The sequence below is a fragment of the Streptomyces sp. NPDC057950 genome (assembly GCF_042887295.1).
Classification (GTDB): domain Bacteria; phylum Actinomycetota; class Actinomycetes; order Streptomycetales; family Streptomycetaceae; genus Streptomyces; species Streptomyces kaempferi.
In genome coordinates this window covers 13,535-38,854 of sequence record NZ_JBHVPP010000015.1, presented here as the reverse complement: position 1 = coordinate 38,854, position 25,320 = coordinate 13,535, and the positions used below count along the sequence as shown (strand labels likewise).

The 25,320-nt window shown below is 72.6% G+C and carries 19 protein-coding genes; 10 read left to right on the top strand and 9 right to left on the bottom strand.

Annotated elements, in window-relative coordinates; all coding sequences use genetic code 11:
- Nucleotides 1–66 precede the first annotated feature (66 nt).
- The 6 genes from ACFVTC_RS24230 to ACFVTC_RS24205 all read right to left on the bottom strand — a co-directional run bounded on the left by ACFVTC_RS24230 (nt 67) and on the right by ACFVTC_RS24205 (nt 8,238).
- Complete coding sequence (locus ACFVTC_RS24230) at nt 67–732, bottom strand: class F sortase (protein WP_390130236.1); 666 nt, start codon at nt 730–732, stop codon at nt 67–69.
- A 119-nt stretch (nt 733–851) separates the two neighbouring features.
- Nucleotides 852–1,781: a hypothetical protein gene (locus ACFVTC_RS24225; protein ID WP_390130234.1), complete on the bottom strand. Its 930-nt coding sequence runs from the start codon at nt 1,779–1,781 to the stop codon at nt 852–854.
- A 1,011-nt stretch (nt 1,782–2,792) separates the two neighbouring features.
- Complete coding sequence (locus ACFVTC_RS24220) at nt 2,793–3,443, bottom strand: hypothetical protein (RefSeq protein ID WP_390130232.1); 651 nt, start codon at nt 3,441–3,443, stop codon at nt 2,793–2,795.
- A 66-nt stretch (nt 3,444–3,509) separates the two neighbouring features.
- Nucleotides 3,510–5,978 carry a glycosyltransferase gene (locus ACFVTC_RS24215; protein ID WP_390130230.1) on the bottom strand — a complete coding sequence of 823 codons (2,469 nt, stop codon included), beginning with the start codon at nt 5,976–5,978 and terminating at the stop codon, nt 3,510–3,512.
- Nucleotides 5,975–6,673: a GntR family transcriptional regulator gene (locus ACFVTC_RS24210; RefSeq protein ID WP_390130228.1), complete on the bottom strand. Its 699-nt coding sequence runs from the start codon at nt 6,671–6,673 to the stop codon at nt 5,975–5,977. Before ACFVTC_RS24210 ends, ACFVTC_RS24215 begins: the two co-directional genes overlap by 4 nt.
- 209 nt (nt 6,674–6,882) lie before the next feature.
- Nucleotides 6,883–8,238: an aspartate aminotransferase family protein gene (locus ACFVTC_RS24205; RefSeq protein WP_390130227.1), complete on the bottom strand. Its 1,356-nt coding sequence runs from the start codon at nt 8,236–8,238 to the stop codon at nt 6,883–6,885.
- A gap of 335 nt (nt 8,239–8,573) precedes the next feature.
- On the opposite strand from ACFVTC_RS24205, the gene ACFVTC_RS24200 reads away from it, so the two are divergent.
- Both ACFVTC_RS24200 and ACFVTC_RS24195 read left to right on the top strand, forming a co-directional pair.
- Complete coding sequence (locus tag ACFVTC_RS24200; RefSeq protein ID WP_390130225.1) at nt 8,574–10,517, top strand: serine/threonine-protein kinase; 1,944 nt, start codon at nt 8,574–8,576, stop codon at nt 10,515–10,517.
- A 140-nt stretch (nt 10,518–10,657) separates the two neighbouring features.
- On the top strand, nt 10,658–12,211 hold the full coding sequence (locus ACFVTC_RS24195) for a PstS family phosphate ABC transporter substrate-binding protein (protein WP_390130545.1): 1,554 nt from the start codon (nt 10,658–10,660) through the stop codon (nt 12,209–12,211).
- Nucleotides 12,212–12,236: 25 nt separating this feature from the next.
- Here ACFVTC_RS24195 and ACFVTC_RS24190 read toward each other — a convergent pair whose 3' ends face one another.
- Nucleotides 12,237–12,983, bottom strand: coding sequence for an SLATT domain-containing protein (locus ACFVTC_RS24190; RefSeq protein WP_390130223.1), 747 nt, complete (start codon nt 12,981–12,983; stop codon nt 12,237–12,239).
- Nucleotides 12,984–13,318: 335 nt separating this feature from the next.
- Here ACFVTC_RS24190 and ACFVTC_RS24185 point away from each other — a divergent pair, with 335 nt between their 5' ends.
- The 7 genes from ACFVTC_RS24185 to ACFVTC_RS24155 all read left to right on the top strand — a co-directional run bounded on the left by ACFVTC_RS24185 (nt 13,319) and on the right by ACFVTC_RS24155 (nt 20,028).
- On the top strand, nt 13,319–13,663 hold the full coding sequence (locus ACFVTC_RS24185; RefSeq protein WP_356016571.1) for a YbaB/EbfC family nucleoid-associated protein: 345 nt from the start codon (nt 13,319–13,321) through the stop codon (nt 13,661–13,663).
- A gap of 58 nt (nt 13,664–13,721) precedes the next feature.
- Nucleotides 13,722–14,321: a recombination mediator RecR gene (gene recR / locus ACFVTC_RS24180; RefSeq protein ID WP_189773119.1), complete on the top strand. Its 600-nt coding sequence runs from the start codon at nt 13,722–13,724 to the stop codon at nt 14,319–14,321.
- Nucleotides 14,314–14,973, top strand: coding sequence for a DUF5063 domain-containing protein (locus ACFVTC_RS24175; protein WP_168529247.1), 660 nt, complete (start codon nt 14,314–14,316; stop codon nt 14,971–14,973). Before recR ends, ACFVTC_RS24175 begins: the two co-directional genes overlap by 8 nt.
- A gap of 381 nt (nt 14,974–15,354) precedes the next feature.
- Entirely contained in the window at nt 15,355–16,632 is a 1,278-nt protein-coding gene (locus tag ACFVTC_RS24170) for an aspartate kinase (RefSeq protein ID WP_390130219.1), read from the top strand.
- Nucleotides 16,633–16,733: 101 nt separating this feature from the next.
- Nucleotides 16,734–17,789 (top strand): aspartate-semialdehyde dehydrogenase, encoded by a 1,056-nt coding sequence (locus ACFVTC_RS24165; RefSeq protein WP_390130218.1) that lies wholly within the window; start codon nt 16,734–16,736, stop codon nt 17,787–17,789.
- Nucleotides 17,790–18,223: 434 nt separating this feature from the next.
- Nucleotides 18,224–18,895 (top strand): SigE family RNA polymerase sigma factor, encoded by a 672-nt coding sequence (locus tag ACFVTC_RS24160; protein ID WP_390130215.1) that lies wholly within the window; start codon nt 18,224–18,226, stop codon nt 18,893–18,895.
- Nucleotides 18,892–20,028, top strand: a complete 1,137-nt coding sequence (locus tag ACFVTC_RS24155) for a hypothetical protein (protein WP_390130213.1) — start codon at nt 18,892–18,894, stop codon at nt 20,026–20,028. Before ACFVTC_RS24160 ends, ACFVTC_RS24155 begins: the two co-directional genes overlap by 4 nt.
- A gap of 147 nt (nt 20,029–20,175) precedes the next feature.
- Here ACFVTC_RS24155 and ACFVTC_RS24150 read toward each other — a convergent pair whose 3' ends face one another.
- Complete coding sequence (locus ACFVTC_RS24150) at nt 20,176–21,084, bottom strand: SURF1 family protein (RefSeq protein WP_390130211.1); 909 nt, start codon at nt 21,082–21,084, stop codon at nt 20,176–20,178.
- Nucleotides 21,085–21,272: 188 nt separating this feature from the next.
- On the opposite strand from ACFVTC_RS24150, the gene ACFVTC_RS24145 reads away from it, so the two are divergent.
- Nucleotides 21,273–23,135: a S9 family peptidase gene (locus ACFVTC_RS24145; RefSeq protein WP_390130209.1), complete on the top strand. Its 1,863-nt coding sequence runs from the start codon at nt 21,273–21,275 to the stop codon at nt 23,133–23,135.
- A 180-nt stretch (nt 23,136–23,315) separates the two neighbouring features.
- Here the strand turns inward: ACFVTC_RS24145 and ACFVTC_RS24140 are convergent, their stop codons facing one another.
- Entirely contained in the window at nt 23,316–25,259 is a 1,944-nt protein-coding gene (locus ACFVTC_RS24140; RefSeq protein WP_390130543.1) for an NAD-binding protein, read from the bottom strand.
- Nucleotides 25,260–25,320: the final 61 nt, after the last annotated feature.

Below are 25,320 nucleotides of genomic sequence, written 5' to 3'. Positions count from 1 at the left end.
GCGCGACCGGCCCGCGCGCCGCGGTCGGCGTCCTCCCGCCGGGGGCGTCGGCCGCGGCGGCGCCGTTCAGACGAGGTGGGCGAAGACCACCAGGTTCTCCGTGTAGTCCTTCGCGCTGTGGTCGTAGTCACCGGCGCAGGTGATCAGCCGGACCTGGGCCTGCGGGGTGTCGGCGTACACGCGGTCGTTGGGGAAGTGGTCCTTCTCGAAGGTCTCGGCATCGTCGACCACGAAGGACGCCGTCAGGCCGTCCGCCTTCTCCACCCTGAAGGTGTCCCCCTTCTTGAGCGAGCTGAGTCTCGCGAACACGGCCGCCGAGGTCTTCGTGTCCACGTGCCCGGCGATGATCGAGGTCCCCGCTTCCCCCGGGGTCACTCCGTCGGCGTACCAGCCGACCATGTTCACGTTGTCCGCGGGCGGAGGGTTGAGGTGGCCCTTGGCGTCGACGGAGAGGGCCGTGAAGGGCGCGTCCACCCCGATCTTCGGGATGACCAGCCGGGTCGGCGCGGACTCCGGCAGGTGCTTGCCCGGCACCGGGGTCGACCACGGCATGAGCGCGGCCGCGTCGTGGGGCGTGCGGGAGTCGTCGGGCGGTTTGGAGTGCCCACCGAACACGCCCAGCACCAGAAGCAGGATTCCGGCGCACCAGACGCTGAACGGCACGCCGGAACGGGAGCCCTGCCGTTGCGGCACGGACTCGGTCACGGCAGGGGAGGACAGCCGGGCTGTCATCGGGGACCACCTCACTAGGGCACTGCAGCGGAGCGGGTACAGCACGCGGGGAACCCGGCCGGGCCGTCACGACGGGGATGACCCGCGGCGGCCTCGGCCGATGGGACGCCGGGCACCGGTCAGGACATGCCGCCCGCCGCGCTCCTGCGGCGCATCGCGTACACGCCCGCCGCGCCGAGCGTCAGGACCGCGAGACCGCCGGCGGTGACGCTCTTCCCGGCCAGCGCGCCGCCGCCGGTGTGGATGCCGCCGTTCGGCTTGTCGCGGCCCGAGTCGTTGCCGCCGCCATTGTTGTACCCGTTGCCGTTGCCGTTGCCGCCGTTGTTGTACCCGTTGCCGTTCCCGTTGCCGCCGTTGTCGCGGCCGTTCCCGTTGCCGTTCCCGTTGCCGTTCCCGTTGCCGTTCCCGCCGTTGTCGCGGCCGTTCCCGTTCCCGTTGCCGTTGCCGTTGCCCCCGTTGTCCCGGCCGTTGCCGTTGCCGCCGTTGTCGCGGCCGTTCCCGTTGCCGTTGCCCCCGTTGTCGTTCTTGTAGGTCTCCGGGTTGAACTTCGCGTCGTCCTTGTTCCAGTCGTCGCTCTTCCGCATGCTGAGCGCGCCGCCGCCGGTGTGCATGCCGCCCCGGGGCTTGTCGTGGTCGGAGCCCTCGTCGTCACGGCCGGAGTCGCCACCGCGGCCGGAGTCCCCGCCACGGTCGGAGTTCCCGCCACGGCCGGAGTCCCCGCCACGGCCGGAGTCCCCGCCACGGCCGGAGCCCTTGCCGCCCTGGTCGGAGTCGCCGCCCCAGTCCGAGTCGTCCTCCTCGCCCTGGTCGTCGCCCTTCAGCTTGGTGTGCGTGCCGCCCTTCACCGTGGCGAGCGGACCGATCTTCACCTTGTTGAGCGCGCCGCCGCCGGTGTGCATGCCGCCGTTGGGCCTTTCGTGCCTGCTGCCGTCGTCCTGTTCGTTGCTGTAGGAGGAGTCGTCGTGGCCACCGTCGCCCGCCGTGGCGGCAAAGGCGCCGGGAGCGGCAATCGCGAGGGCGGCCGTGGCCGTCGCGGTAGCGAGAAGCATGCGGGCAGAACGCATTGTCGAGTCCTTCCGTCGCAGCCGAGCCGCTGACGATTTGTCAGCACGTGGGGAACCCGACCCCGACGTGATCCACCGTCAGCCCCTCCCGGCCCGCTCACCACTCGAGCCGCGCAACCGGCGCACGTCCCGGCGTCGCCCGGCGGGTGCCCCAAGGCCGCCCTGGACCTCGCCCGACCACTCTGACCTGCTACTTCATCGTGGACCATCCGTCGGGTCCCACGCCGGTCCGGGCCCAGACACAACCCGATCGGTCGCAACACGACTGCGCGCTTCCGGTGACCGTCGGCCGGTCCCGCCCGGCCTCGGACCGCCTCGGCCGGGGGAACGGACGGCCGTGGGGGCAGCACGGCGAGGGCTCCCACCCCTGGCGTGTGCGGCATCCGGGTGCGTGCGTGCGGCGAACGGGTGCGTGGCATCCGGGCGGCGGGCCGGGCGGGGCAGACCCGAAACCACGGCGGGTCCGGGCGGCCCCGGAGCCCAGCGAGGGTGGAGCCGGCCCCGGACCGCGCCGGGGCCGACCCTGGACCGTGCCGGGGCCAGCCGCGACCGGACCGGGACGGCGGGGCCGCGAACCGGCGTGCGGCGGGGGCGAGGAGGCCGGGGCGGGGCCGGGCCGGAGGGGAGGTGATCGAGGGACGAGGGAGCGGCCTCTCGGGCGCGGAGGGGCGGTCGGGGGTACGCGGGCGCGCAGGGGTCGGCGTGCGGGCTCCGCAGGCGCGGAGGGGCGATGGTACGGCTCGCGGACGCGCGGAGGGACGGCCGTACGCTGCCTCGCGCGCGTACATCGGCGCCCGGCGGCGCCGGGCGCCGATGTCTCCGAGGCGCCCGGCCTCGCGGCCGCGGAGGGACGACAGCGCGGGCCTCGCGGCCGCGGAGGGGCGGCCGCGGGATGCGTGGGCGTCCGATGCCGCGGCCGGGCGGCGGAGAGGCGCGGAGGCGGCCGCCAGGGGGGACGCGCGGAGCGGGCCCCGCCCCGGCCGGCCGGGGTGCGCCTCAGCTGAAGATGATCATCGAGCCCTGGGCGAGGCTCCGGGTCGCCGCCGCGTGCAGGCCCAGCCAGACGTGCCGCTCACGGGCGAAGGGGCTCGCGTCGTAGGGGGCGGGAGCGGCCGGCTCCTCCAGCTCCGTGGGGGCCGCCGGCGGCTGCGGGGCGGCCGGCGGATTGGCCGGGTCGATGCCGATCGAAGGGGCCACGAACTCGAGCTCGCGCAGCAGCGTGTGGGAGGAACCCAGCGGGCCGCCCCCGGCGAGGAGTTCGTCGTTGGCGAGCGGGTGCGGGAAGTCGACCGGCACGTACGCGCCCGCGTGGTCGTAGTGCCAGACCAGATGCGACTGCTGGGCGTTCGTCTGGAACATCTCCAGCAACTGCTCGTAGTCTCCGCCGAGTTCGTCCACCGGGGTGACCGCGAGACCGCACATCTGCAGCAGATACGCCCGGCGCAGGAAGTGCAGGGCGTCGTAGTCGAAGCCCGCGACCGGGGCGACGTCGCCGGACAGCCCCGGCATGTAGGCGTACACGGGGACCGGCGGTAGCCCGGCCTCGCCCAGCACCTTGTCGTACAGCGCCAGTTCCTCGGCGAACGGGTTGTCGGGGGTGTGGCACAGCACGTCGACGAGCGGGACAAGCCACAGGTCACAGGCCAACAGACGGCTCCTCTAGCTCCTGGGGAAGCACGGTGGTCAGGGAAGCGTAATGCGTGGGGCCCGTCCTCAGTCCCCCTCGTGCAGATCCCATACCCACACCCCGTGCACCCACGTGCCGGGGCGGCCCACCAGCTTGTCCACGGCATCCCGCAGCTCGTCCTGGTGGGGCTGCGGGACCAGCACCAGCACGCCCGCCTTCCAGTAGGCGAAATCGGCGCGGGCCTGCGCCTGCCAGTTCTTGCCGATCACGGGGACCCTGCCCGAGTACCGCACGTCGCGCAGCATGTTGGACGTGAAGCGGGGCGAGGCGCCGTAGATACCGATGTGCTCGGGCCCGTAGGGGCCGTTGAAATACCCGCCGGGCAGGGGGAAGCCGAGGCCCGCCGCCGTCTGCCAGTGCAGCGCCTGCGCGTCGCCAGGGTCCGGCAGCGGCACCGGCACCAGGGACTCGCCCCTGGCCGGGTCGACGTACGCCCGCCATGTCCCGTCGGTGAAGAAGGCGGGGGTCGGCGCCCGGTCGACCGTCTTCAGAGGGGCCGGGACGAGCGGGAGCAGCGCGGCGGCGACGGCCAGCGCGCCGAAGTACTGGGTGGCGGTGCCGCGGGCGCTCAGCAGCCGCTCGATCGCGACCGCCACCAGCATCCCCAGCGCGGGCGCGCAGATCATCGCGACCCGTCCCTCGATGACGGACTCGAAGAGGGGTTTGCCGGACAGCAGCGCCCAGGGTCCGGGCAGCACGATGTCGGTCGTCGGAATGCGGAACTTCGGGCCCAGTGAGAGCATGGCCGCGGCCAGCGCCGTGAAGGCGAGGGCCTTGACGAGCGCCCGCTCCCACAGCCGTACGACGACCGCGAAGGCGAACACGGCCAGCGGCCACCCGTAGAAGGCGTTCTGCTCGGTGGGGTTGAGCGAGAGCGCGCCCGCACGGTCGGCGTTCCCGGCGAGCAGGGAGCGCTCGGCGAAGGAGAGCAGGGCGAGAGGGCTGTTGCCGGCGTTGTCCCCGTGGAGCACGCTCCCGTAGCTCTGCGGCCCCGCGAACTGCCAGTACAGCGGGAACGCGACGATCGGCAGGCACACCGCCCCCGCCACCGCCAGCCCGTTGAGCAGCGGACGCCACGCGGCGCGGGCGGCGTCGCGCCGGACGAGCCCGTAGCCGAGGGCGAACAGCGCCATGCCCATCGACGCGAGCAGCAGGGGCTCCTCGCCGAGGAAGATCTGGTACGTCGCCATCAGACCGAGCGCGATCCCGTCCCGGACGACCCGGGTGCCGGCGCACAGCCGCAGCGCCCGGTCGATGATCAGCGGGACCATGAACAGGATCATGAAGTTCGGGTGCGCGTTGGCGTGGCTGACCATCGGCGGGGCGAAGGCGGCCAGCGTGGCACCGACGAACGCCGCGCCCCGGTGTCCCACGACCCGCTTGACGATCAGCCAGTACCAGGCGGCGCCGGTGGCGGCCAGTCCCAGCGTCATGACGAGGCTGAGCGCGATCGCCGGGCCGAACAGCAGGGTGATCGGCGCGAAGGGGACGGACAGGCCCAGCATGACCGTGTTGGCCATGAGGTTCACGCCGTCCGGGAAGCCCTGGAGGGTGGTGAACAGCGGGTTGTGGAGATGGCGGATGTTGTCCGCCGTGACCGCGAAGAACCACTCCCACTGGTTCTGGTCCTGGAGCGAGTCCGGGAGGTAGCGGCCGTTCGGGTCCGCCCAGCGGCCGGAGTAGAGGGCGACCGCCATGAGGAGGAAGAGCGAGACCGCGAGGAGGTCCGCGGGCCGGACGGAGCGGGCCTTGAGGAGGGCCAGTTCGGCGAGGACGCGGCCGTAGTCGAGGGGCCGCACCTTCGAGCCGGGCTGGTGGGACCAGCGGACCGGGACCTCCGCCACCGGCCAGCCCGAGCGGCGGAAGTGCTGGAGCACCTCCACGTCGATGCCCCAGCCGTTGAGCCGCGACGCGCCGAACGCCTCCCGCGCCCGCTCCCCGTCGAAGAGCTTGAACCCGCACTGGGTGTCGCGTATGCCGGGCACCGCGACCCTGCGTATCAGGAAGTTCCCGGCGCGGCCCAGCAGCTCGCGCAGCCGGTGCTGGTGCGTGTCTATCGTGGCGCCGGGCGTGGCCCGTGAGCCGATCGCGGCCGCGTGGTCCTCGCCGAGCGCCTTGTCGAGCAGTTCCAGCTCCTCGATCGGCGCGGCCAGGTCGGCGTCCGTGACGAGGACGCGGCGGCCGTACGAGGCGAGGACGCCCAGGCGCAGGGCGTTGCCCTTGCCGCGGTTGCGGGGACTGGTGACGAGCTGGACGCGGGGTTCGCGAGCGCGGACGGTGTCGACGACGTCCTTGGTGCCGTCGGTGGAGCCGTCGTCCACGACGATCAGTTCCCAGCTGCCGAATCGGCTTTCGTTGTCGCTCAGGTGCGCGATGATCGCGTCGAGCGTCGGCGCGAGCCGTCGCTCCTCGTTGTAGGCGGGGACGACGACCGACAGGTCGATGGCGGGGGCCGGCATGTCCTCTATGACGTCCGTGGCGTGTGGCGCGCTCATTCGGCGACCAGGCGTTCTATGAGGGCCAGGGAGTGCGCGTTGTACTCGGTGACGATCGTATGCGCCGTCTCCGGGTCGCGCCGCGCGAGCGCGTCCACGAGTTCCGTGTGCCCGGACCAGAGATACCCCCGCAGGTCGTCCACCCGGCGGAGGTGCTGCACCGAGCAGACCCAGGACTGGACACGCAGGCGGTGCAGGAAGTCGGCCAGGTAGGCGTTGCCGAAGAGGGCGCTCAGTTCGCGCCAGAAGCGGAGGTCGTAGCCGATGAGGATGTTCAGGTCGCCCGCGGCGGCGGCGCGCTGGGCCTCCTCACCGCGGCGGCGGACGCCCGCGAGGGCGGCGAGGACGCGTGGATCGTCGGCCAGTTTCATGCCGTCGCCCTCGGTGAGGCTGTGGAACATCCCGTCCGTGACGAGGCTGCGGGCCTCGACCATGCCGCGGAAGTCGGCCGGGGAGTACTCGTGCACGCGGAAGCCGCGGTGCTGGTCCGCGTCCAGCAGCCCCTGCGCCGAGAGGTCGACGAGGGCCTCGCGGACCGGGGTCGCGGAGACGCCGTACTGCTCGGCGATCTCCTTCACCGTGAACTCCTGCCCCGGCTGGAGGCGGCCCGCCAGCACCTCGTCGCGGAGTGCGTCGGCGATCTGCTGCCGCAGGGTGCTGCGGGTTACGGCGCCAGTGCCGCCGGTGCCGGGCATGGTGTGTCGCTCCCCCATCGCGTACGGGTGCGCGTGCGTGCGTGCGCGTGTGCTTCGTCTATGAGCACGTCACCTTACGCGGTGGGGTTCCGGCAAGGGATTCCTCGCCCCGTACCTGCGGCTCCGCCCCCGACCCCGCCAGGGCGGACCCCCGGGCAGGGGATGACGGGGGAGGGCGGGGGCGGCGTGGGCGAGGAAAGTCCCCGGCGTCAGACCGTGTATTCGTCGGCTATGGCCAGCGCAGCGTCCAGCACGGCGAGCCCTTCCTTCGCCTCGCCCTCCGTGACGTTGCACGGCGGCACGACATGCGTACGGTTCATGTTGATGAAGGGCCACAGACCGTGGGCCTTCGCGGTCGCCCCGAACGCCGCCATCGGCGCGTTGTCCGTCCCCGACGCGTTGTACGGCACCAGCGGCTCCCGCGTCTCCCGGTCCTTGACCAGCTCAAGGGCCCAGAAGACCCCCGTACCGCGCACCTCGCCGACACTGGGATGCCGCTCGGCGAGCTCCCGCAGGCCGGGACCGAGCACCGTCTCACCGATCCGCGCGGCCTGCTCGACGATGCCCTCCTCCTCCATCACGTTGATCGTGGCGACGGCCGCCGCGCAGGCCAGCGGATGCCCGGAGTACGTGAGCCCCCCGGGGTAGGGCCTACGCGCGAAGGTCTCCGCGATCTCCGCGGAGATGGCCACGCCGCCCAGCGGCACGTACCCGGAGTTCACGCCCTTGGCGAAGGTCATCAGGTCCGGCGTCACGTCGTAGTGATCGGCGGCGAACCACTTGCCGGTCCGGCCGAACCCGGCCATGACCTCGTCCAGGACGAAGACGATCCCGTACCGGTCGCAGATCTCCCGTACCCCGGCGAGGTAACCGGGCGGGGGCGTCATGATGCCCGCCGTGCCGGGGATCGTCTCCAGGATGACGGCCGCGATGGTGGCCGGCCCCTCGAAGGCGATCGTGTCCTCCAGGTGCTGGAGCGCCCGCTCGCACTCCTGCCGCTCGTCCTGCGCGTGGAAGGGGGAGCGGTAGAGGAAAGGCGCCCAGAAGTGGACGACGCCGGCCGCGCCGATGTCGTTCGGCCAGCGCCGGGGGTCACCGGTGAGGTTGATCGCGGTGGAGGTGGCGCCGTGGTACGAGCGGTACGCGGAGAGGATCTTCGGGCGCCCGGTGTGCAGCCGGGCCATCCGCGTCGCGTTCTCGACGGCCTCGGCGCCGCCGTTGGTGAAGAAGATCTTGTCCAGGTCGCCCGGGGTCCGCTCGGCGATCAGCCGGGCCGCCTCCGAGCGCGCCTCGACGGCGAAGGCGGGCGCGAACGTCGACAGCGTGGCGGCCTGCTCCTGGATCGCGGCGACGACCTTCGGGTGCTGGTAGCCGATGTTGGTGAAGACGAGCCCGCTGGTGAAGTCCAGATACCGCTTGCCTTCGTAGTCCCAGAAATACGATCCCTCCGCGCCGGCGACGGCGAGCGGGTCGATGAGCTCCTGCGCGGACCAGGAGTGGAACACGTGCGCGCGGTCCGCGGCCTTCACTGCGGCGCCGACCTGGGGGTTGGGCTGAGAGGTCATGCGCCGAAGCGTAGGTGTCCACGGAGCGGACGCGATATCGGCGTCCTGTCTGCGGTCCGGGGCTTTCCGCGACAGTCTGTCGGGCGTGGGGGCCCGGAGACGGGCGCGGAGGCGCAACGGCGGCTGGCGCGGACACGGCGGGGTGGGCCGGGACGGGTGCCGGAGCGGCGCCCGGCGGTGCCCGCCGACCTCTCGGTGACGCCCGGCGGCCCCGCGACGGGCGTCACGAAAGCGCCAGACGCTGTTACGGAACCGTAGACACCACCCCACCCGCCTCCCCGTACGGCCGCACTATCCTCGGGCTGTTGCAGACGTACGGGGGAGGGCGCGCGACGATGGAGAAGCTGGGGGGCGGGGACCCGCGTCAGATCGGGGCGTACCGGCTGATGGCGCGGCTCGGTGCCGGCGGGATGGGGAACGTCTATCTCGCACGCTCCGACCGCGGCCGTACCGTCGCCGTGAAACTGGTGCGCGAGGAACTGGCCGAGCAGGAGGAATTCCGGGCCCGCTTCCGACAGGAGGTGCAGGCCGCGCGCAGGGTCGGCGGCTACTGGACCGCGCCCGTGCTGGACGCGGACACGGAAGCCGACATCCCGTGGGTCGCGACCGGTTACGTGGCCGGGCCCAGCCTGCAGACCGTCGTCGGCCACGACCACGGCGCGCTCCCGGAGCGTTCCGTGCGCATCCTCGCGGCCGGCCTCGCGCACGCCCTGAAGGACATCCACGCGGCCGGCCTCATCCACCGCGACCTCAAGCCCTCCAACGTGCTGGTGACGATCGACGGCCCGCGCGTCATCGACTTCGGGATCGCGCGCGCCCTGGAGACCGTCACCGACGGCGGCCTCACCCGCACCGGCGCGCTCGTCGGGTCTCCCGGTTTCATGGCGCCCGAGCAGGTCCGCGGCGACCGTGTCACGCCCGCGTGCGACATCTTCTGCCTGGGTTCGGTCCTGTCGTACGCCGCCACGGGCGTGCTGCCCTTCGGGGCGACGAGCAGCGGGGTGCACGCGATGATGTTCCGCATCGCGCAGGAGGACCCGGACCTGGAGGGCGTACCGGAGGGGCTCGCCGACCTCGTACGGCACTGTCTGCGCAAGGACCCCGCGGCGCGGCCCTCGCTCGGCGAGATCCTGGAGCGGACCGGCGCGGAGGACACCGTCTCGGGCGGGCGGTCCCGTGACCCGTGGCTGCCGAGCGCGCTGGTGGCCCAACTGGGGCGGCACGCGGTGCGGTTGCTGGACACGGAGAATCCGGACGCGGCGCCCGCCGCGCTCCCGCCGGCCCCGGAGCGGGCCCCGGACCCGGTCGTGGATCTGTCCAAGCCTTCCGCGGCATCCGCCGCACCCGATGCGCCCGTCGAACCCGCCGAACCCGCCGAACCCGTCGTCTCCGGCGCCGCGCCGGTACCCGAGGTCTCCCCGGAGCACGCCGCCACCCCGCCGCCGGGGCAGCCGGGCTCCGCGGATCATCTCCCCACGATGATCGGGGGCTTCCACGGGACGCCCCCGCCGGCCGCACCGCCCGCCCAGCACCCCGCGTACGGCTATCCCCAGCAGCACCCCAGTCCCACGGGGCCGCCCGCGTACGGCTATCCACAGGGCGGCTGGGGCGCTCCGCCGGGCGCCTACGGCTCGACGACGCCGTACGGCCCCGGTGGCGGGCCCGTCCCCGACCTCGTGGAGCCGCCGCGCAGAAGCGGCCGTTCCACCGCCGCCCTGATCGTCGTGGCGCTGGTCGTCGCGCTCGGCGCGGGCGGCTCCGTCTACGCCCTGATGCGGGGCGGCGGCGACGGCACCGACGACTCCAAGGGGGCCCCGGCCACCACCGCGCCCACGACCCCGGGTCCGACGGAGTCCGGGCCGTCGGCCTCCGCCTCCTCCTCCGCCCCCTCCGAGTCGTCCGCCTCGCCGTCGGCGGGGGGCGGGACGGTCCCGGAGGCGTTCCTCGGTACCTGGGACGCCTCCATCGACAACACGACGGGGCACAACACGCGCCGGCTCACCATCCAGCAGGGCGGGGTCGGCGACGCGGTCCTCTCGCTCACCGCGGACGGCCCGCTCGGCAGCGGCACGTACCACTGCGTCTTCCAGGCCGAACTGACCGCCGCCCCGGGCGCCGGCGGCCCGCTGCGGATCGGTCCCTCCCAGGTCTCCTCCGGCGAACCGCTCTCCTCCTGCACCCCGGGCGCCGCCTCCGAGGTGACCCTGCTGCCCGACGGCACTCTGCGCCGGGTGAACACGGGCTCCGGCGACGCCCTGACGTACACGAAGAGCGGCTGACGGGCGTACGTACCCGGGAAGCGGCGTACGCCGGGGCGGTCGGCGCGGAAGGTCGCTGAGACTTCATCCGGCGTACGCCGGGCGTTCCCGCTCCGAGTCGTACGGTGACCGCACCGTTGGGCTCGGGGGAGTGGCTCGCGATGGAGTGGCTGAGCGCAGAGAACATAGTGGCCGTCGGGACCGCCGTGATCGGTGTCGTCGCCTCTGCCGTGATGGTCTGGTACGAGCGCCGGGTACCGCGGCGCAAGCGGATCGGGTACCGGGTGCAGATGGACAACCCGGTGGGCGACGACGTGCGTTCGGGGCGCGCCAACGTGCGGCTCGGGCTGTTCGACGAGGCGCCGGGCATGGCGGACGCCACGCTGGTGCTGCTGCGGATCGAGAACGACGGCTCGCAGAGCATCGCCGGGGACGACTACACGAGCCGTGAACGGCACGGTCTGACCGCGGTGTTCACCGACCGCACCATCCGGGGCGTGTCCGTCACCCAGCCGCCCGGCACCGACCACCTCATGGACCACTTCACCCCGGCTGCGGGGCTCAGCTACGAGGGCGGCACCCTGCGCATCCCGCGTGTCCCGCTCAACCGGGGCGAGCACTTCAAGCTGCTCGTGCTGCTGTCGGGTGGTGACGTGGGATGCCCGATACGGATCGTCGGCGGCATCCGGGACGGCGAGGTCCACCCCAACCGCAGCGCCACGCCGGACGACACGCTGCCCCTGTTCAGCCGGGCGGCCCGGATCATCACCGTCCTGCTCACGGCATGCGTGGTCACCCTGGCCGCGATCGTGGTCCTGCGCGACGACAACGCGGCCCCGATCGGCTGTGAGAGGGGCACGCTGAGGATCACCGGCTCGACGGCCTTCGCCCCCGCGATCCAGGAGCTGGCACGGCAGTACGAGAAGCACTGCGCGGGGTCCGCCATCACCATGGACGCGCGCGGCAGTGAAGCCGGGGTCCACGACCTCGCCGCGCTGGGCGCCCGGTCGGAGAGGAGCGCCGGGTCCGTGATCGCGTTCTCCGACGGTCCCGCGGCCGACGGGCCCCGGGAACTCTTCGGGACCCGGGTCGCCCTGTCCGTCTTCACCCTGGTCGTCAACGACGACATCCGGCTTCGCCAGGGGCTCTCCCTGGACGACGTACGCCGCGTCTACCGCGGTGGGATCACGCGCTGGAGGCAGCTCGACGCCAGGCTCCCCGACCTGCCCGTCGTCCTCGTCAGCCGCAACGCCGAGTCCGGTACCCGGCAGATCTTCCAGCGGCGGGTCCTGGGAGCCTGGGAGCGAGTCCCCAGCACGTCCCTGGACTGTGTGGGCAAGGACGACGCCACGGCCCCCGTCACGCGCTGCGAACTCGACTCCACGCAAAAGGTGCTGGACACCGTGGCCGGGATCCCCGGCGCCATCGGCTACAGCGAACTCACCCTCGCCACCGGCCACAAGGGTCTGCGGCCCGTGGCTCTCGACGGTGCCACGGCCTCGGTCGCCGACATCGAGAACGGCAGGAGCGACTACCCGTACCGCGGGGTCGAGTACGCCTACACCTACAACCGCCCGCCGGCCGGCTCGCTCGCCGCGAGCTTCCTCGCCTACGTCGTCCAGGGCACCGGGGAGAGCGTCATCCGTGCCCACGGCCAGCTTTCGTGCTCGGCGGCGAAGGCGCTGCGGATGTGCGACGACGGGGGGCGGGGGTGACGGGACGAGCCGGTCCGAAGCCGGCTCATCTCGACTCCGGCGGGCGCTGACGGGGCATGTTCGGGCGGGCCCCGTTCGGAGGCGCCGAGAACCTGCCCTGTGCCGCCCCCGCATCCGGCCTCGGTCCGGTGACCGGTGAGGACTGGATGCCGAGGGGGGCGGAACCGGTGCGGAACTCCACCATCCAGTCCGCGGTCTCGGCCCGGACCAGCTCCGTGACGTCCTCCGAGAACCTGCGCAGCACGCCGAGACACCGCTCCGCCGCCTCACCGGCGGTCCCCTCCGCGGGCCCCAGCACCTCCCGCACGCTCTCGGACGCCCAGTCGAACTGGAGCACCTGGAGCCGTCGCTGCACGGCCTGCGCCGTGGCCACGTCCCTTATCCACCCGGAGGTCACCCCGAAGAACCGGTCGGCCGCCACACACGCCACCCCGAACAGCAGCGCGAGATACCCCCAGGGAGCCACGCCACCGACCACTCCGGTGAGATCCAGCAGCGGCAGGGCGGCTCCGGCCATCGCTCCCAGCGCCGCTCCGCCCCGCAGACCCCGGGCCGCCCACCGCTTCCCCGCCCGGTCCGCGAGGTACCAGGACGCCGTGTCGAGAGCCCCCCGCTCCACCCACTGGTACAGCTCGTGAAGCCGGTCGGCCGGTTCGCCCCAGTCCCCGAGGGGGAGCGGCCGGCCGGTCAGGTCGCCCGGCCGGGGGCCGCCGGCCCCGTCGTTGCGAGCGTCCTGGGGCGGCCCCTCGGGCTGCATCTCCGGCTGGCTCACCCGGCACTCCCTACTGACGACGGCGATGACGCCGACGACGACGCGGGCCACGACTCCGGCGACGACGGCTCCGACGAAAACTAGTGACGTTGTGTGATGTCGCGTGACGCATGATGCGCAGGCGCCGTCCCTTTCCTACCGCCCAATGGGTGGCGATGGCCCGGTTTTCACCGGTTTTCCGCCCGGAAGAGGGTCTTCGTCAGGTATAGGCGGACGGGCGGTATCACTCGAAAGAGTGCTGGGGCGACCGGCCCGTCGACCACGTAGGCTCGTGCTGAGCGGGAAAACCCCGTCCGGACAGTGGTGCCGATAGCCGTACGACCCAGGAGCTGATCGTGATTCCCGGTGGTGGCCAGCCCAACATGCAGCAGCTGCTCCAGCAGGCCCAGAAGATGCAGCAGGACCTCGCGAACGCGCAGGAGGAACTCGGGCGCACGGAGGTGGAAGGCCAGTCGGGCGGCGGCCTGGTGAAGGCGACGGTGACCGGCTCCGGCGAGCTCCGCGCCCTGGTGATCGACCCGAAGGCGGTCGACCCCGAGGACACGGAGACGCTCGCCGATCTGGTCGTCGCGGCGGTCCAGGCGGCGAACGAGAACGCGCAGGCGCTCCAGCAGCAGAAGCTCGGCCCGCTCGCCCAGGGCCTCGGCGGCGGCAGCGGCATCCCCGGTCTGCCCTTCTAAGACCGGCGGCGGCCAACTACCGTACGTACTGAAAGAATCCAGGAAGGGCGGCAGTCCGTTGTACGAAGGCGTGGTCCAGGACCTCATCGACGAGTTGGGGCGGCTGCCCGGCGTCGGTCCCAAGAGCGCGCAGCGGATCGCCTTCCACATCCTGCAGGCCGAGCCGACGGACGTCCGCCGGCTCGCGCAGTGCCTCATGGAGGTCAAGGCGAAGGTCCGCTTCTGCGCGACCTGCGGCAACGTGGCACAGGAGGAGCTGTGCAACATCTGCCGCGACCCGCGCCGCGACCTGTCGGTGATCTGCGTGGTCGAGGAACCGAAGGACGTCGTCGCGGTCGAGCGGACGCGTGAGTTCCGGGGGAAGTACCACGTGCTCGGCGGCGCGATCAGCCCGATCGAGGGTGTGGGCCCGGACGACCTGCGGATCAGGGAACTCCTCGCCCGCCTCGCGGACGGCGCGGTCACGGAACTCATCCTGGCCACCGACCCGAACCTGGAGGGCGAGGCCACGGCCACGTATCTCGCCCGCATGATCAAGCCCATGGGCCTCAGGGTCACCCGCCTGGCCAGCGGCCTCCCGGTGGGTGGCGACCTGGAATACGCGGACGAGGTCACGCTCGGCCGCGCCTTCGAGGGGAGACGACTCCTAGATGTCTGACGCCACACTGCACGCCACCAGCCAGGACCCCGACGACTTCGTGGTCCAGATCGCGGACCAGGTGGAGAGCTTCCTGGTCGCCGTCACCGAGGTGGCCAAGGGCGACGAGCCGGACTCGGCGGTTCCCTTCCTCCTCCTGGAGATCTCCCAACTCCTCCTGGCCGGCGGCCGCCTGGGCGCGCACGAGGACATCGTCCCCGACGAGCCCTACGAGCCGGACCTCGGCCCGGAGCCGGACGTCGACGAGCTGCGCCGGCGCCTGGCCGTGATGCTGGAACCGGTCGACGTCTACTCCGAGGTCTTCGACCCGTACGAGCCCCGCAAGGCCCCGGTGGCCTGCCGGATCTCGGACGACTTCGCCGACGTCTTCACGGACCTGCGCCACGGCATGGCCCACTACCGCGCCGGACGCACCAGCGAGGCGCTGTGGTGGTGGCAGTTCTCGTACTTCTCGAACTGGGGCTCCACCGCCTCGGCCGCCCTGCGCGCCCTGCAGTCCCTGGTCGCCCATGTGCGGCTCAACCAGCCCCTGGACGACCTGAACGGCCTGGACACCGACCAGGACCTCGGCGAGGAGATCCTCGCCGAGGAGGCGGGCCGGGTGATGGCCGAGGAGATCGGGGGCCCGCTGGGCCTGGGGACGGCCAAGTAGGCCGGCCGCGGCGGGATCCGGCCGGACCCAGGAGGCCCGGCGGGTGCTCCGACGCACCCCGCACCCTGGGCTCCACGCGCGCCAGCAGCTCGGGCAGCTCGGGTGCGCCGGGCGTGCGCCCCTCTCTCGCCGGTACCCGGGTCACACCGGTCCCGTGTGACTCGGGGCACTTTCCGGAGTGGCGGGGCCGGGGCATGGGCAGATGCCGCTCGGAGCGGCCGGAGGATCCCTGACGGCCTCGGTCGACCTGACGGTCCGCAGTGATCACGTCGTGAGCGGGACATCTCACGATGCGATACTTCGGAGGGGAAATCCGGCCGCTCGTTAAACTGAGCGCACCGCAGTAGTGCGGTGCAGAGACAGATGGAGCGAGGAGCGCACGTGGGCCTTGTCGTGCAGAAGTACGGAGGTTCCTCCGTAGCCGATGCCGAGGGCATCAAGCGCGTCGCCAAGCGAATCGTGGAAGCGAAGAAGAACGGCCACCAGGTGGTCGTGGTCGTTTCCGCGATGGGCGACACGACGGACGAGCTGATCGATCTCGCCGAGCAGGTGTCTCCGATGCCCAGCGGGCGAGAGTTCGACATGCTGCTGACCGCGGGAGAGCGGATCTCCATGGCCCTGCTGGCGATGGCGATCAAGAACCTGGGCCACAGCGCCCAGTCGTTCACCGGCAGCCAGGCCGGTGTCATCACCGACTCGGTCCACAACAAAGCGCGGATCATCGACGTCACGCCCGGCCGTATCCGGACGGCCCTCGACGAGGGCAACATCGCCATCGTCGCCGGGTTCCAGGGCGTCTCGCAGGACAAGAAGGACATCACCACGCTCGGGCGCGGTGGCTCCGACACGACGGCCGTCGCGCTCGCCGCGGCGCTCGACGCCGAGGTCTGCGAGATCTACACCGACGTGGACGGCGTGTTCACCGCCGACCCGCGGGTGGTGAAGAAGGCGAAGAAGATCGACTGGATCGCCTTCGAGGACATGCTGGAGCTCGCCGCCTCCGGCTCCAAGGTGCTGCTCCACCGCTGTGTGGAGTACGCCCGCCGCTACAACATCCCGATCCACGTGCGCTCGTCCTTCAGCGGACTGCAGGGCACCTGGGTCAGCAACACACCGATCCAGCAAGGGGACCAGAAGGTGGAGCAGGCCATCATCTCCGGTGTCGCTCACGACACCTCCGAGGCCAAGGTCACGGTCGTCGGTGTCCCGGACAAGCCGGGCGAGGCCGCTTCGATCTTCCGGGCCATCGCCGACGCCCAGGTCAACATCGACATGGTCGTGCAGAACGTGTCCGCGGCCTCCACGGGCCTCACGGACATCTCCTTCACCCTTCCCAAGACCGAGGGCCGCAAGGCCATCGACGCCCTGGAGAAGGCCAGGAGCGTGATCGGCTTCGACTCGCTGCGCTACGACGACCAGATCGGCAAGATCTCGCTGGTCGGCGCGGGCATGAAGACGAACCCGGGTGTCACGGCCGGCTTCTTCGAGGCGCTCAGCGAGGCCGGGGTCAACATCGAGCTGATCTCGACCTCCGAGATCCGTATCTCGGTCGTGACCCGCGCGGACGACGTGCCGGAGGCCGTACGCGCCGTGCACACCGCCTTCGGGCTCGACTCCGACAGCGACGAGGCCGTCGTCTACGGGGGCACTGGCCGCTGATGGCCGAACGGACCGGGCGACCGGCTGAACACTCCGGATTCCCCGGTCACTCCGGTCACTCCGGCCACCCCGGACGCCTCGGACGTCCGACGCTCGCGGTCGTGGGTGCGACCGGGGCCGTCGGCCGCGTCATGCTCCAGATCCTGTCCCAGCACGCGGACATCTGGGGCGAGATCCGTCTGCTCGCCTCCCCGCGCTCGGCCGGCCGCAAGCTGGCCGTGCGTGGCGAGGAGGTCGAGGTGGCGGCACTGAGCGAGGCCGCTCTCGACGGGGTCGACGTCGCGATGTTCGACGTGCCCGACGAGGTGGCCGCGCACTGGGCGCCGATCGCCGCGGCCAAGGGCGTGATCGTGGTGGACAACTCGGGCGCCTTCCGGATGGACCCGGACGTCCCCCTGGTCGTCCCCGAGGTCAATCCGCACACCACGCGGATGCGTCCGCGCGGGATCATCGCCAACCCGAACTGCACCACCCTCTCCATGATCGTGGCGCTCGGCGCGCTGCACGCCGAGTTCGGACTGCGCGAGCTCGTGGTCTCCAGCTACCAGGCGGTGAGCGGTGCCGGGCGCGCCGGCGTCGAGACCCTGCGCCAGCAGCTGTCCCTGGTCGCCGGTACGGAACTGGGGACCAGCCCCGGGGACGTGCGCCGTGCCGTGGGGGACAACACCGGCCCGTTCCCGGAGCCGGTGGCGCTGAACGTCGTACCGTGGGCCGGGTCGCTGCGCGAGGACGGCTGGTCCTCGGAGGAGATGAAGGTGCGGGACGAGTCCCGCAAGATCCTCGGACTGCCCCACCTGCCGGTGGCCGTGACCTGCGTCCGCGTCCCGGTCGTCACCACGCACTCCCTCACCGTCCACGCCCGCTTCGAGGACAGGGTCACGGTGGCGAGAGCACGGGAGATCCTGGCCACCGCGCCCGGAGTCGTCCTGTTCGACGATCCGGCCGCCGGGGAGTTCCCCACTCCCGCCGACGTCGTGGGTACCGACCCGACCTGGGTCGGCCGCGTCCGCCGGGCACTCGACGATCCGACCGCCCTCGAACTCTTCGTCTGCGGCGACAACCTCCGCAAGGGCGCCGCGCTCAACACGGCGCAGATCGCCGAGCTGGTGGCGGCGGAACTGTCGGTTCGGCACCCGGCCTCCCGGCCGCGGCCCTGAGGCCCGCGAAAAAACTCCCTGGTCATCGCGGGATTCGTTTGTAGGATCTGTGTGAGTCGTGTGGCCGGAATAATGGTCCGTACCACTTGAACAAGACCCACCCGGCGTTCGAAGATTTCCCTCCCCGTTCTCCGCAACCGTGCGCAGGGCGGGGAGCGTCTTTGCGGTAGCCCTGCGCGGGTGGTCCGGGGGCGGCAGGGCACATGGGGCATAGGGGATGAGCTTTTACGCATGAGGGCTTTCGGTGCACTTTCAGGCGCGCTGCCGGGCGCGTCGGCGGGGGTTGCGGCATCGGTTCCGGTGGGTGTCGCGGTGTGCGTGAGAGTGGACGTCGCGGTGCGTGCGCGGGTGGGGGTTTCGGCCGAAGTGATGGCGGAAGCGAATGTGATGCCCGTCGCGTACAACCCTGACGGGGGGACGCGTGTCCAACTGGCGTGGCAGAGGTACTCGAATTCACCGCGGTACAGACGAGGGGCACGGCCCTGCGTCCACCCCGCCGACTCCGCAGCCCCGGCGCGCCCGGCGGCATGCCGGTGATCGCGCGCATGCCCGCAGCGCGGCCCGCCCGCATACCGAGCCAGCGCGACGGCGCTGAGGACAGCAGCGCGGCCGCGGGCACGACGGTCGACCATCTGACCGAGACCTACCGCGCCCACTACCGGTCGCTCCTGGGTCTCGCGGCGCTCCTGCTCGACGACACCGCCTCCTGCGAGGACGTCGTCCAGGAGGCCTTCATCCGGGTGCACTCGGCGCGCAAGCGCGTCCGCGACCCGGAGAAGACGCTGGCCTATCTGCGCCAGACCGTCGTCAACCTCTCGCGGTCCGCCCTGCGTCGGCGCATCCTCGGCCTCAAGCTCCTCTCGAAGCCGATGCCGGACATGGCGAGCGCCGAGGAGGGCGCCTACGACCTGCTGGAGCGCGACGCGCTGAAGAAGGCCATGAAGGGCCTGCAGCGCCGTCAGCGCGAGGTCCTGGTGCTGCGCTACTTCGCGGACATGACCGAGGCGCAGGTCGCCGAGACCCTCGGGATATCGCTCGGCTCGGTCAAGGCGTACGGCTCGCGCGGCATCGCGGCGCTCCGTGTGGCCATGGAGGCCCCGGCATGAGCGAGTACGACGAGAACGCGCGGCGCCGTGACGAGGAACGGCGCCCGGAGCACGAGCACAGGCAATCGCACGCTGGGAACGGAACTGTGAACCACGGCCCCGACGGACAGCCCGACGAACAGGGCCCGGCCGAACTGGGCTCCGAAAGCCTCGGCGCGGACGAAGTGGCGCTGCGCCGGCTGCTGCACCAGGCGGTCGAGGAGATCGAACCCGCCGACGGCACGCTGGAGCATCTGCGCCGCGCGGTGCCCGCCCGGCGGGCCCGCAAGCGCCAGGCACTCGTCGGCATGGCCGCCGCCGCGCTCTTCATCGGCACGGCCGTCCCGGCCCTGGTGCACGTCTCGAACGCCTCCGGGTCGAACGCCGACCCGTCCATCGCGGGCAACAGCTCGCAGGCGCAGGGCGGCACCAGCCAGGGCAAGAACCCGGACGGCGGCGAGAGCACCGCGGGCGGCGGCTCCGGCACATCCCGGGACCATGGCAAGCAGGACCGGACGGGAGCGCCCGACAAGGGCAAGGGGGCGGGCACCGGGGCGGCCACCGGCGGCCCCGATCCGTCGGCCTCGGCGCCCACCGCGTCCGCGTGCACGGCCGCGCAGCTCGGCGGCGCCACCAGCACCGTCGGCGTCCCCGACGCCGCCGGCACGGTCTACGGCTCCTTCAGCGTCTCGAACGTCTCCGGCACCAGCTGCACCGTCAGCGGCGCGGGCGCCGTCAGCACCCTGGCACAGGGGGCGGCGGACTCGTCCAAGATCAGTGTGGTGACCCATGTGGCGGGCGACGCGGCCACCGGCCTGCCCGACCCCTCCATGGAGGTCGCCTCGCTGGTGCTGCAGCCGAGTGTCTCGTACGTCGTGAAGTTCGCCTGGGTGCCCTCGGAGACCTGTCCGACCACCGGCGGGGGTCAGCCCTCACCGGATCCGAGCTCCACGGAGGGGGCCGCCGTGGCCGGCGGTACCGGCACGGACACCGGCGGCACGGGCACCTCGGCCCAGCTCCTCAGGGCGGACGGCGTGGCCGACGGCAGCGTCACCCTCTCCTACGCGACGGACACGGGCGCGACCGCCTCGACGACGGTGTCCGGCGCATGCGCGGGCACGGTCTACCGGACGGGGATACTGGCGGCGTCCTGAGCGGGGCGGCGCCGGGACCCGGGCGTTCCCGGGACCGGGGCCGGGGAGTCCACGGTCACGGAGCCGGGACCTCGGTCTCCACGGAGCCGGGACCTCGGTCTCCACGGAGCCGGGGTCCGAGTCTCTACGGAGCCGGGGTCCGAGTCTCTACGGAGCCGGGGTTCCGGCGGTGTCCCGGACCGGATCCCCGTCCGGGACTACGTCCGCGCTTCCGTCCGGGGTTCCGTCCGCGCTTCCGTCCGGGGCTGCGTCCCGCTCCCGGTCCCGGCCCGTCTCCTCGTCCTGATCCGTCGTCCCCGAGGGGATCAGACCCAGCTCCGCGTCCCGCGCGAACTCGGCCTCGCGGCGCAGCAGCCGGAACCACATGAAGACGACGAAGCCCGCGAAGACGAACCACTCGCCGGTGTAACCGAGGTTCTGGAACGCCTTGAGGTCCAGGCCGGTGCCCTGCGGCGCCGTCGCGGGCACCGCCGTCATCCCGCTGTCGGCCTTCGCGAGGGTGATCCAGGCGTCATAGACCTTGTACGGCACCAGGTTCACCAGCGAGGCCGAGCTGATCGCGCCGGTCTGCCCGTCCGGAAGCCCGCCGGCGGCGCTCACCCCGTCCGACCCCGGGCTCTCGGAGACCTGCAACGCGCCCGTGACGGTCACCTCGCCGGCCGGGGCGGCGGGCGCTTTCGCGGCATCCGCGGTACCGGGCAGCCAGCCCCGGACGACGGGCAGCGCCTGGCCGCCGTCGGTCCGCAGCAGCGTCAGCACGTAGTACCCGTGCCTGCCGCCCAGCTCGCGGTCGGGCACCAGCAGTTGCTTGCCGTACCGGCCGGTGGCGACGGCCTGCTTGCCGGACGTGTCCTTGTCGACGGGCAGCAGCTCGCGCAGCGGTCGGGCCGGATCCGTCCTGGCCGCCGCGGCCTGCTCACCGGCGTCGCGCTGGTCCTGGACCCGAGCCTCGAACCGGCTCAACTGCCACGACCCCATGAAGATGCAGAAGGGGATGGCCAACAGCACGAAGACGTTGATCCCCCACCAGCGGGGCGTCAGCAGGAACCGGTACACGACCTCAAAGGTACGGTGCCGCCGAGCGCGGCCGGGCTCCGGGGCCCGGTCCCGGCGTCCGGTCCCGCCCGTCCGGCACCGGTCGCCGGGCGGGGTGGGGCGGGGGTCGCGCACGGATCGGGACGGAGTTTTCCACAGGCTGGGGACCTCGTCGGCGCGAAGGCGGGTGGGCCAGGCACTATGGGGCCATGACTGAGAGCAACGGGTCCGTCGAGCAGCAGCAGGCGGCCATGCCCGACTGGGAGAAGCGCTTCAGGGCACCGAGGGTGTCGCTGCCGGACTGGGCGGAGGACGCCCCGCACCGCTCGCTGTTCGTCTCCAACGCGACGGGAACCTACGAGCTGTACGCGTGGGACCGTGAGACGGGCGAGCAGCGCCAGATCACCGACCGGGCGAACGGTACGACGGACGGGGTGCTCTCCCCGGACGGCGAATGGATCTGGTGGTTCGACGACAAGGACGGCGACGAGTTCGGCATCTGGCGCCGGCAGCGTTTCGCCGCGGCCGTCGCCGGCGGCGCCGCTCCCACCGGTGGAACGGCCGATGCCGCCGGCGTCGACGAGCCCGCCGCACCGGGACTGGAGCCCTCCTACCCCGGAGGACTGGCCATCGGCCGGGACGGTCGGACGGCGGTCGTGGGCCGCTCGACGGACGAGGACGGGTCGACGATCCACCTGGTCCGCTCCGGCGAGGAACCCGTGGAGATCTACCGCCACCGGGAGTCGGCCGGCGTCGGCGACCTCTCCCACGACGGCTCCCTGATCGCCGTGGAGCACACCGAGCACGGCGACGCGATGCACTCGGCGCTGCGGGTGCTGCGCCCGGACGGATCGACGGTCGCCGAGCTCGACGACAGCAAGGGCGGCACGGTCGAACTGGGCCTGGAGGTGCTGGGCTTCGCCCCGGTCGACGGGGACACCCGGCTGCTCATCGGGCACCAGCGGCGCGGCCGTTGGGAGCCGCTGGTGTGGGACGTAGCGACCGGCGAGGAGACGGACCTGTCCCTCGACCTGCCCGGCGACGTGGGCGCCGAGTGGTATCCGGACGGATCGGCGTTGCTGATCGCGCACAGCTTCGAGGCCCGCAGCGACCTGTGGCGCTACGACCTGGCGTCCGGCGGGCTGCTGCGCGTGCCCACCCCCGCGGGCACGGTGTCCGGGGCGACGGCCCGCCCCGACGGCAGCGTGGAGTACCTGTGGTCGTCGGCGGCCGAACCGTCGTCGGTCCGCTCGACGACCGGCGGCGTCATCCTCGATCCCCCCGGCCTGAAGTCCCCGGGTTCGGTGCCCGTGGAGGACGTCTGGGTGGACGGCCCCGGCGGCAGGGTCCACGCCCTGGTCCAGAAGCCGGCCGGGGTGACGGGACCGCTGCCCACCGTCTTCGACATCCACGGCGGCCCCACCTGGCACGACAGCGACTCCTTCGCGGCGGGCCCGGCGGCCTGGGTGGACCACGGGTACGCGGTGGTGCGGGTCAACTACCGGGGCTCGACCGGGTACGGGCGGGAGTGGACGGACGCCCTCAAGCACCGGGTGGGCCTCATCGAGCTGGAGGACATCGCGGCGGTCCGCGAGTGGGCGGTGACGTCCGGCCTCGCCGACCCCGAGCGCCTGATCCTCACCGGCGGCTCCTGGGGCGGCTACCTCACGCTGCTGGGTCTGGGCACCCAGCCGGATGCCTGGAGCCTCGGCATCGCCGCCGTCCCGGTCGCGGACTACGTCACGGCGTACCACGACGAGATGGAGGCCCTGAAGGCCATGGACCGCACCCTGCTGGGCGGCACACCGGAGGAGGTTCCCGCGCGCTTCGAGGCGTCCTCACCCCTGACGTACGTCGACGCGGTCAAGGCCCCCGTCTACATCTCGGCCGGCGTGAACGACCCCCGCTGCCCCATCCGCCAGGTCGAGAACTACGTCGACCGTCTCGCCGCCCGAGGAGCCGTCCACGAGGTCTACCGCTACGACGCCGGCCATGGGTCCCTGGTCGTCGACGAACGCATCAAGCAGGTCCACCTGGAACTGAACTTCGCCCGGACCCACCTTCCGGCCTGACAGGGGCGGTCCTCACGGGTCCGCCGGCTGCGGGGACCCGTGAGGACCGGGCGGAGCCTCCTGAAAGACGGGGACGGGCCGGGGCAGCGGATGCGGGGCGGGGGCGTGGGCGGCGAAGACGGGCGCCCGCCCACGACAACCACCGCCCACCGCCCACCGCCCACGGGCCCGGCCCCGCCCCTACTCGCCCGGAGGGCCTACGGCCCGCTCCCGGACCCGCCGCCCCAACAACTCCGCGAGCCCCCGCCGGGTAGCCGCCAAGACCACCCGATCCTCCGCGCGCAGCACGTAGGAGGGGGGAAGATCCCAGACCAGCCCGCTCGGCGCCCGCTGCGACACCCCGCCGCCCCCGCCTCCGCCCGCCGGATCCCGCCGTCCCACCACCCCCGCCTCGAGCGCGAGCACCCGCCACGCCCCCGCCCGAAACGCCTCCCCGACGGTCCGCCCCTCCAACTGGGCATGCCCGCCCACGTCGATGGCCGCGAACAGCAACACCCGCCGTTCGACCGGGATCGCCCCGAGGATCTGCCGCCCCATCATCGCTCCGGCGAACGCGGGCGCGGTCAGATGCGACACGCTGCGACTCCGCGTGAGCGCCTGCGGATGCGCGGCCCGCAGGGTCCGGTACACGGCGGTCGCGAAGTCGTCGTCGTACAGCCGCAGCACCACCCGCAGATCGGGCCGCACCGTACGGGCGTACAGCGCGGCCTCCAGATTCGTCGTGTCCGCGCTGGTCAGCGCGAGCAACGAGTGCGCCCGGTGGATCTTCGCGGCCTCCAGGACGCCCTCCTGGGTCACATCCCCCAGTACCACCGGCACCCGCAGCCGCCGCGCCAGCGCCAGCCCCCGCGCCTCGGGGTCGGCCTCCACGCACACCACGGGAATGTTCAGCTCCCGCAGGCGCGCCAGCACCCGCGTACCGATCTTGCCGACCCCGAGCAGCACCACATGCCCGGACAGTCCCCGCGGCGGCTTGCGCAACGCGGACCCGCTCCGGAACGTACCCAGCGCCTCCAGCACCGCGGCGAGCAGCACCGGAAGAAGCAGCAACCCGACGAGCCCGGAGAAGAGTTGGAGGACCTGCCGTCCGACCGGTTCCCCGATGGCGGGATTGTTGATGGCGAAGAGGTCGAGCAGCGTCAGATAGGTCGCCTGGAGCGGAGGCTCCCTGGTGACGGCCATGGAGGCGACCGCCAGCCCGATCACACACCCCACCAGTCCGGCGAACGACCAGCGCAGCCGCCGTGACAGCAGCGAGCCGAAGGGCAGCACGCTGCGCCCGCCGGACACCGCGGGAGCGGTGTACGACACGGTCTCCAGGACGACGGTCCCGCGCCCGGTGGCGGCGGCCACCGCCCGCTCGTCGGGCAGCAGCCGGGGCCCCTGCGGACCGCTGCTCTCGGAACCGTCGGCCCCGGCGGGGTCGTTGGTCGTGGCGGACAGCAGCGCGAGCGTGCACAGACCGGGGTCGGCGACCTCGCCGGGCCCCGGCGGAGGCCGTTCCACCGCCCGCAGCATCAGCCCGTCCGTCTGGACGACCTTGCTGGTGCCGGCGACGGCGGTCGCGGCGAGCGCGGGCGCGGCGGTGTCGGCGTCGGACAGCACGGTGGTGGACGCGTCGAACCCGCCCCCGTCACCGCCGGTGGTGCCGTCGTCGATCCCGTCCGCGGCCAACGCCGACGCCTGGTCGAGGAGTTCCTTGATGTGCTCGCCCAGGCGCCGGTTGTAGAGCCTGATGACGAGCCGAAGCCGCGGGTTGAGGCGGCGCGCGGTGAGCGCGGCCCGGATGTTGGCCTCGTCGTCGTCGTGGACGAGCGCGAGGGCGGCCGCCCGTTCGACGCCCGCCTCGGCGAGCACGGCCTCGGTGAGCTCAGCGGCCTCCAGCACCCTTTCGGAACCCGGTGGTTCGGTCGTGCGGCCGGGTGGCGCTTCACCGTTCCCGGCGGCCCGGTTCACCGCCGCGGAGACCCGGTCGAAGAGGGTCGAGCCCCGGGCCCGTCCGACCACCGGCGGGCGCACGCGGCGCTGCGCGGGCGGGACGACGAGGGTCACCCGCTCGCCGTACACACCACGCAGTTCCGCGGCGAGCCGGTGCGCCAGGGCGTCGTCCCCGGCCACCACCATGTGCGCGGCGGGCTCGGGCGACGGGCTTTGGTACGGAAGGGTCCCCACAAGGGAGAAGAGT

What these genes read in the sequence shown, in the direction of transcription:
- ACFVTC_RS24230 (WP_390130236.1), bottom strand. Translation starts at nt 732, where the DNA reads ATGACAGCCCGGCTGTCCTCCCCTGCCGTGACCGAGTCCGTGCCGCAA.
- ACFVTC_RS24225 (WP_390130234.1), bottom strand. Translation starts at nt 1,781, where the DNA reads ATGCTTCTCGCTACCGCGACGGCCACGGCCGCCCTCGCGATTGCCGCT.
- ACFVTC_RS24215 (WP_390130230.1), bottom strand. Translation starts at nt 5,978, where the DNA reads ATGAGCGCGCCACACGCCACGGACGTCATAGAGGACATGCCGGCCCCC.
- ACFVTC_RS24210 (WP_390130228.1), bottom strand. Translation starts at nt 6,673, where the DNA reads ATGCCCGGCACCGGCGGCACTGGCGCCGTAACCCGCAGCACCCTGCGG.
- ACFVTC_RS24205 (WP_390130227.1), bottom strand. Translation starts at nt 8,238, where the DNA reads ATGACCTCTCAGCCCAACCCCCAGGTCGGCGCCGCAGTGAAGGCCGCG.
- ACFVTC_RS24200 (WP_390130225.1), top strand. Translation starts at nt 8,574, where the DNA reads ATGGAGAAGCTGGGGGGCGGGGACCCGCGTCAGATCGGGGCGTACCGG.
- ACFVTC_RS24195 (WP_390130545.1), top strand. Translation starts at nt 10,658, where the DNA reads ATGGAGTGGCTGAGCGCAGAGAACATAGTGGCCGTCGGGACCGCCGTG.
- ACFVTC_RS24175 (WP_168529247.1), top strand. Translation starts at nt 14,314, where the DNA reads ATGTCTGACGCCACACTGCACGCCACCAGCCAGGACCCCGACGACTTC.
- ACFVTC_RS24155 (WP_390130213.1), top strand. Translation starts at nt 18,892, where the DNA reads ATGAGCGAGTACGACGAGAACGCGCGGCGCCGTGACGAGGAACGGCGC.
- ACFVTC_RS24145 (WP_390130209.1), top strand. Translation starts at nt 21,273, where the DNA reads ATGACTGAGAGCAACGGGTCCGTCGAGCAGCAGCAGGCGGCCATGCCC.
- ACFVTC_RS24140 (WP_390130543.1), bottom strand. Translation starts at nt 25,259, where the DNA reads ATGGTGGTGGCCGGGGACGACGCCCTGGCGCACCGGCTCGCCGCGGAA.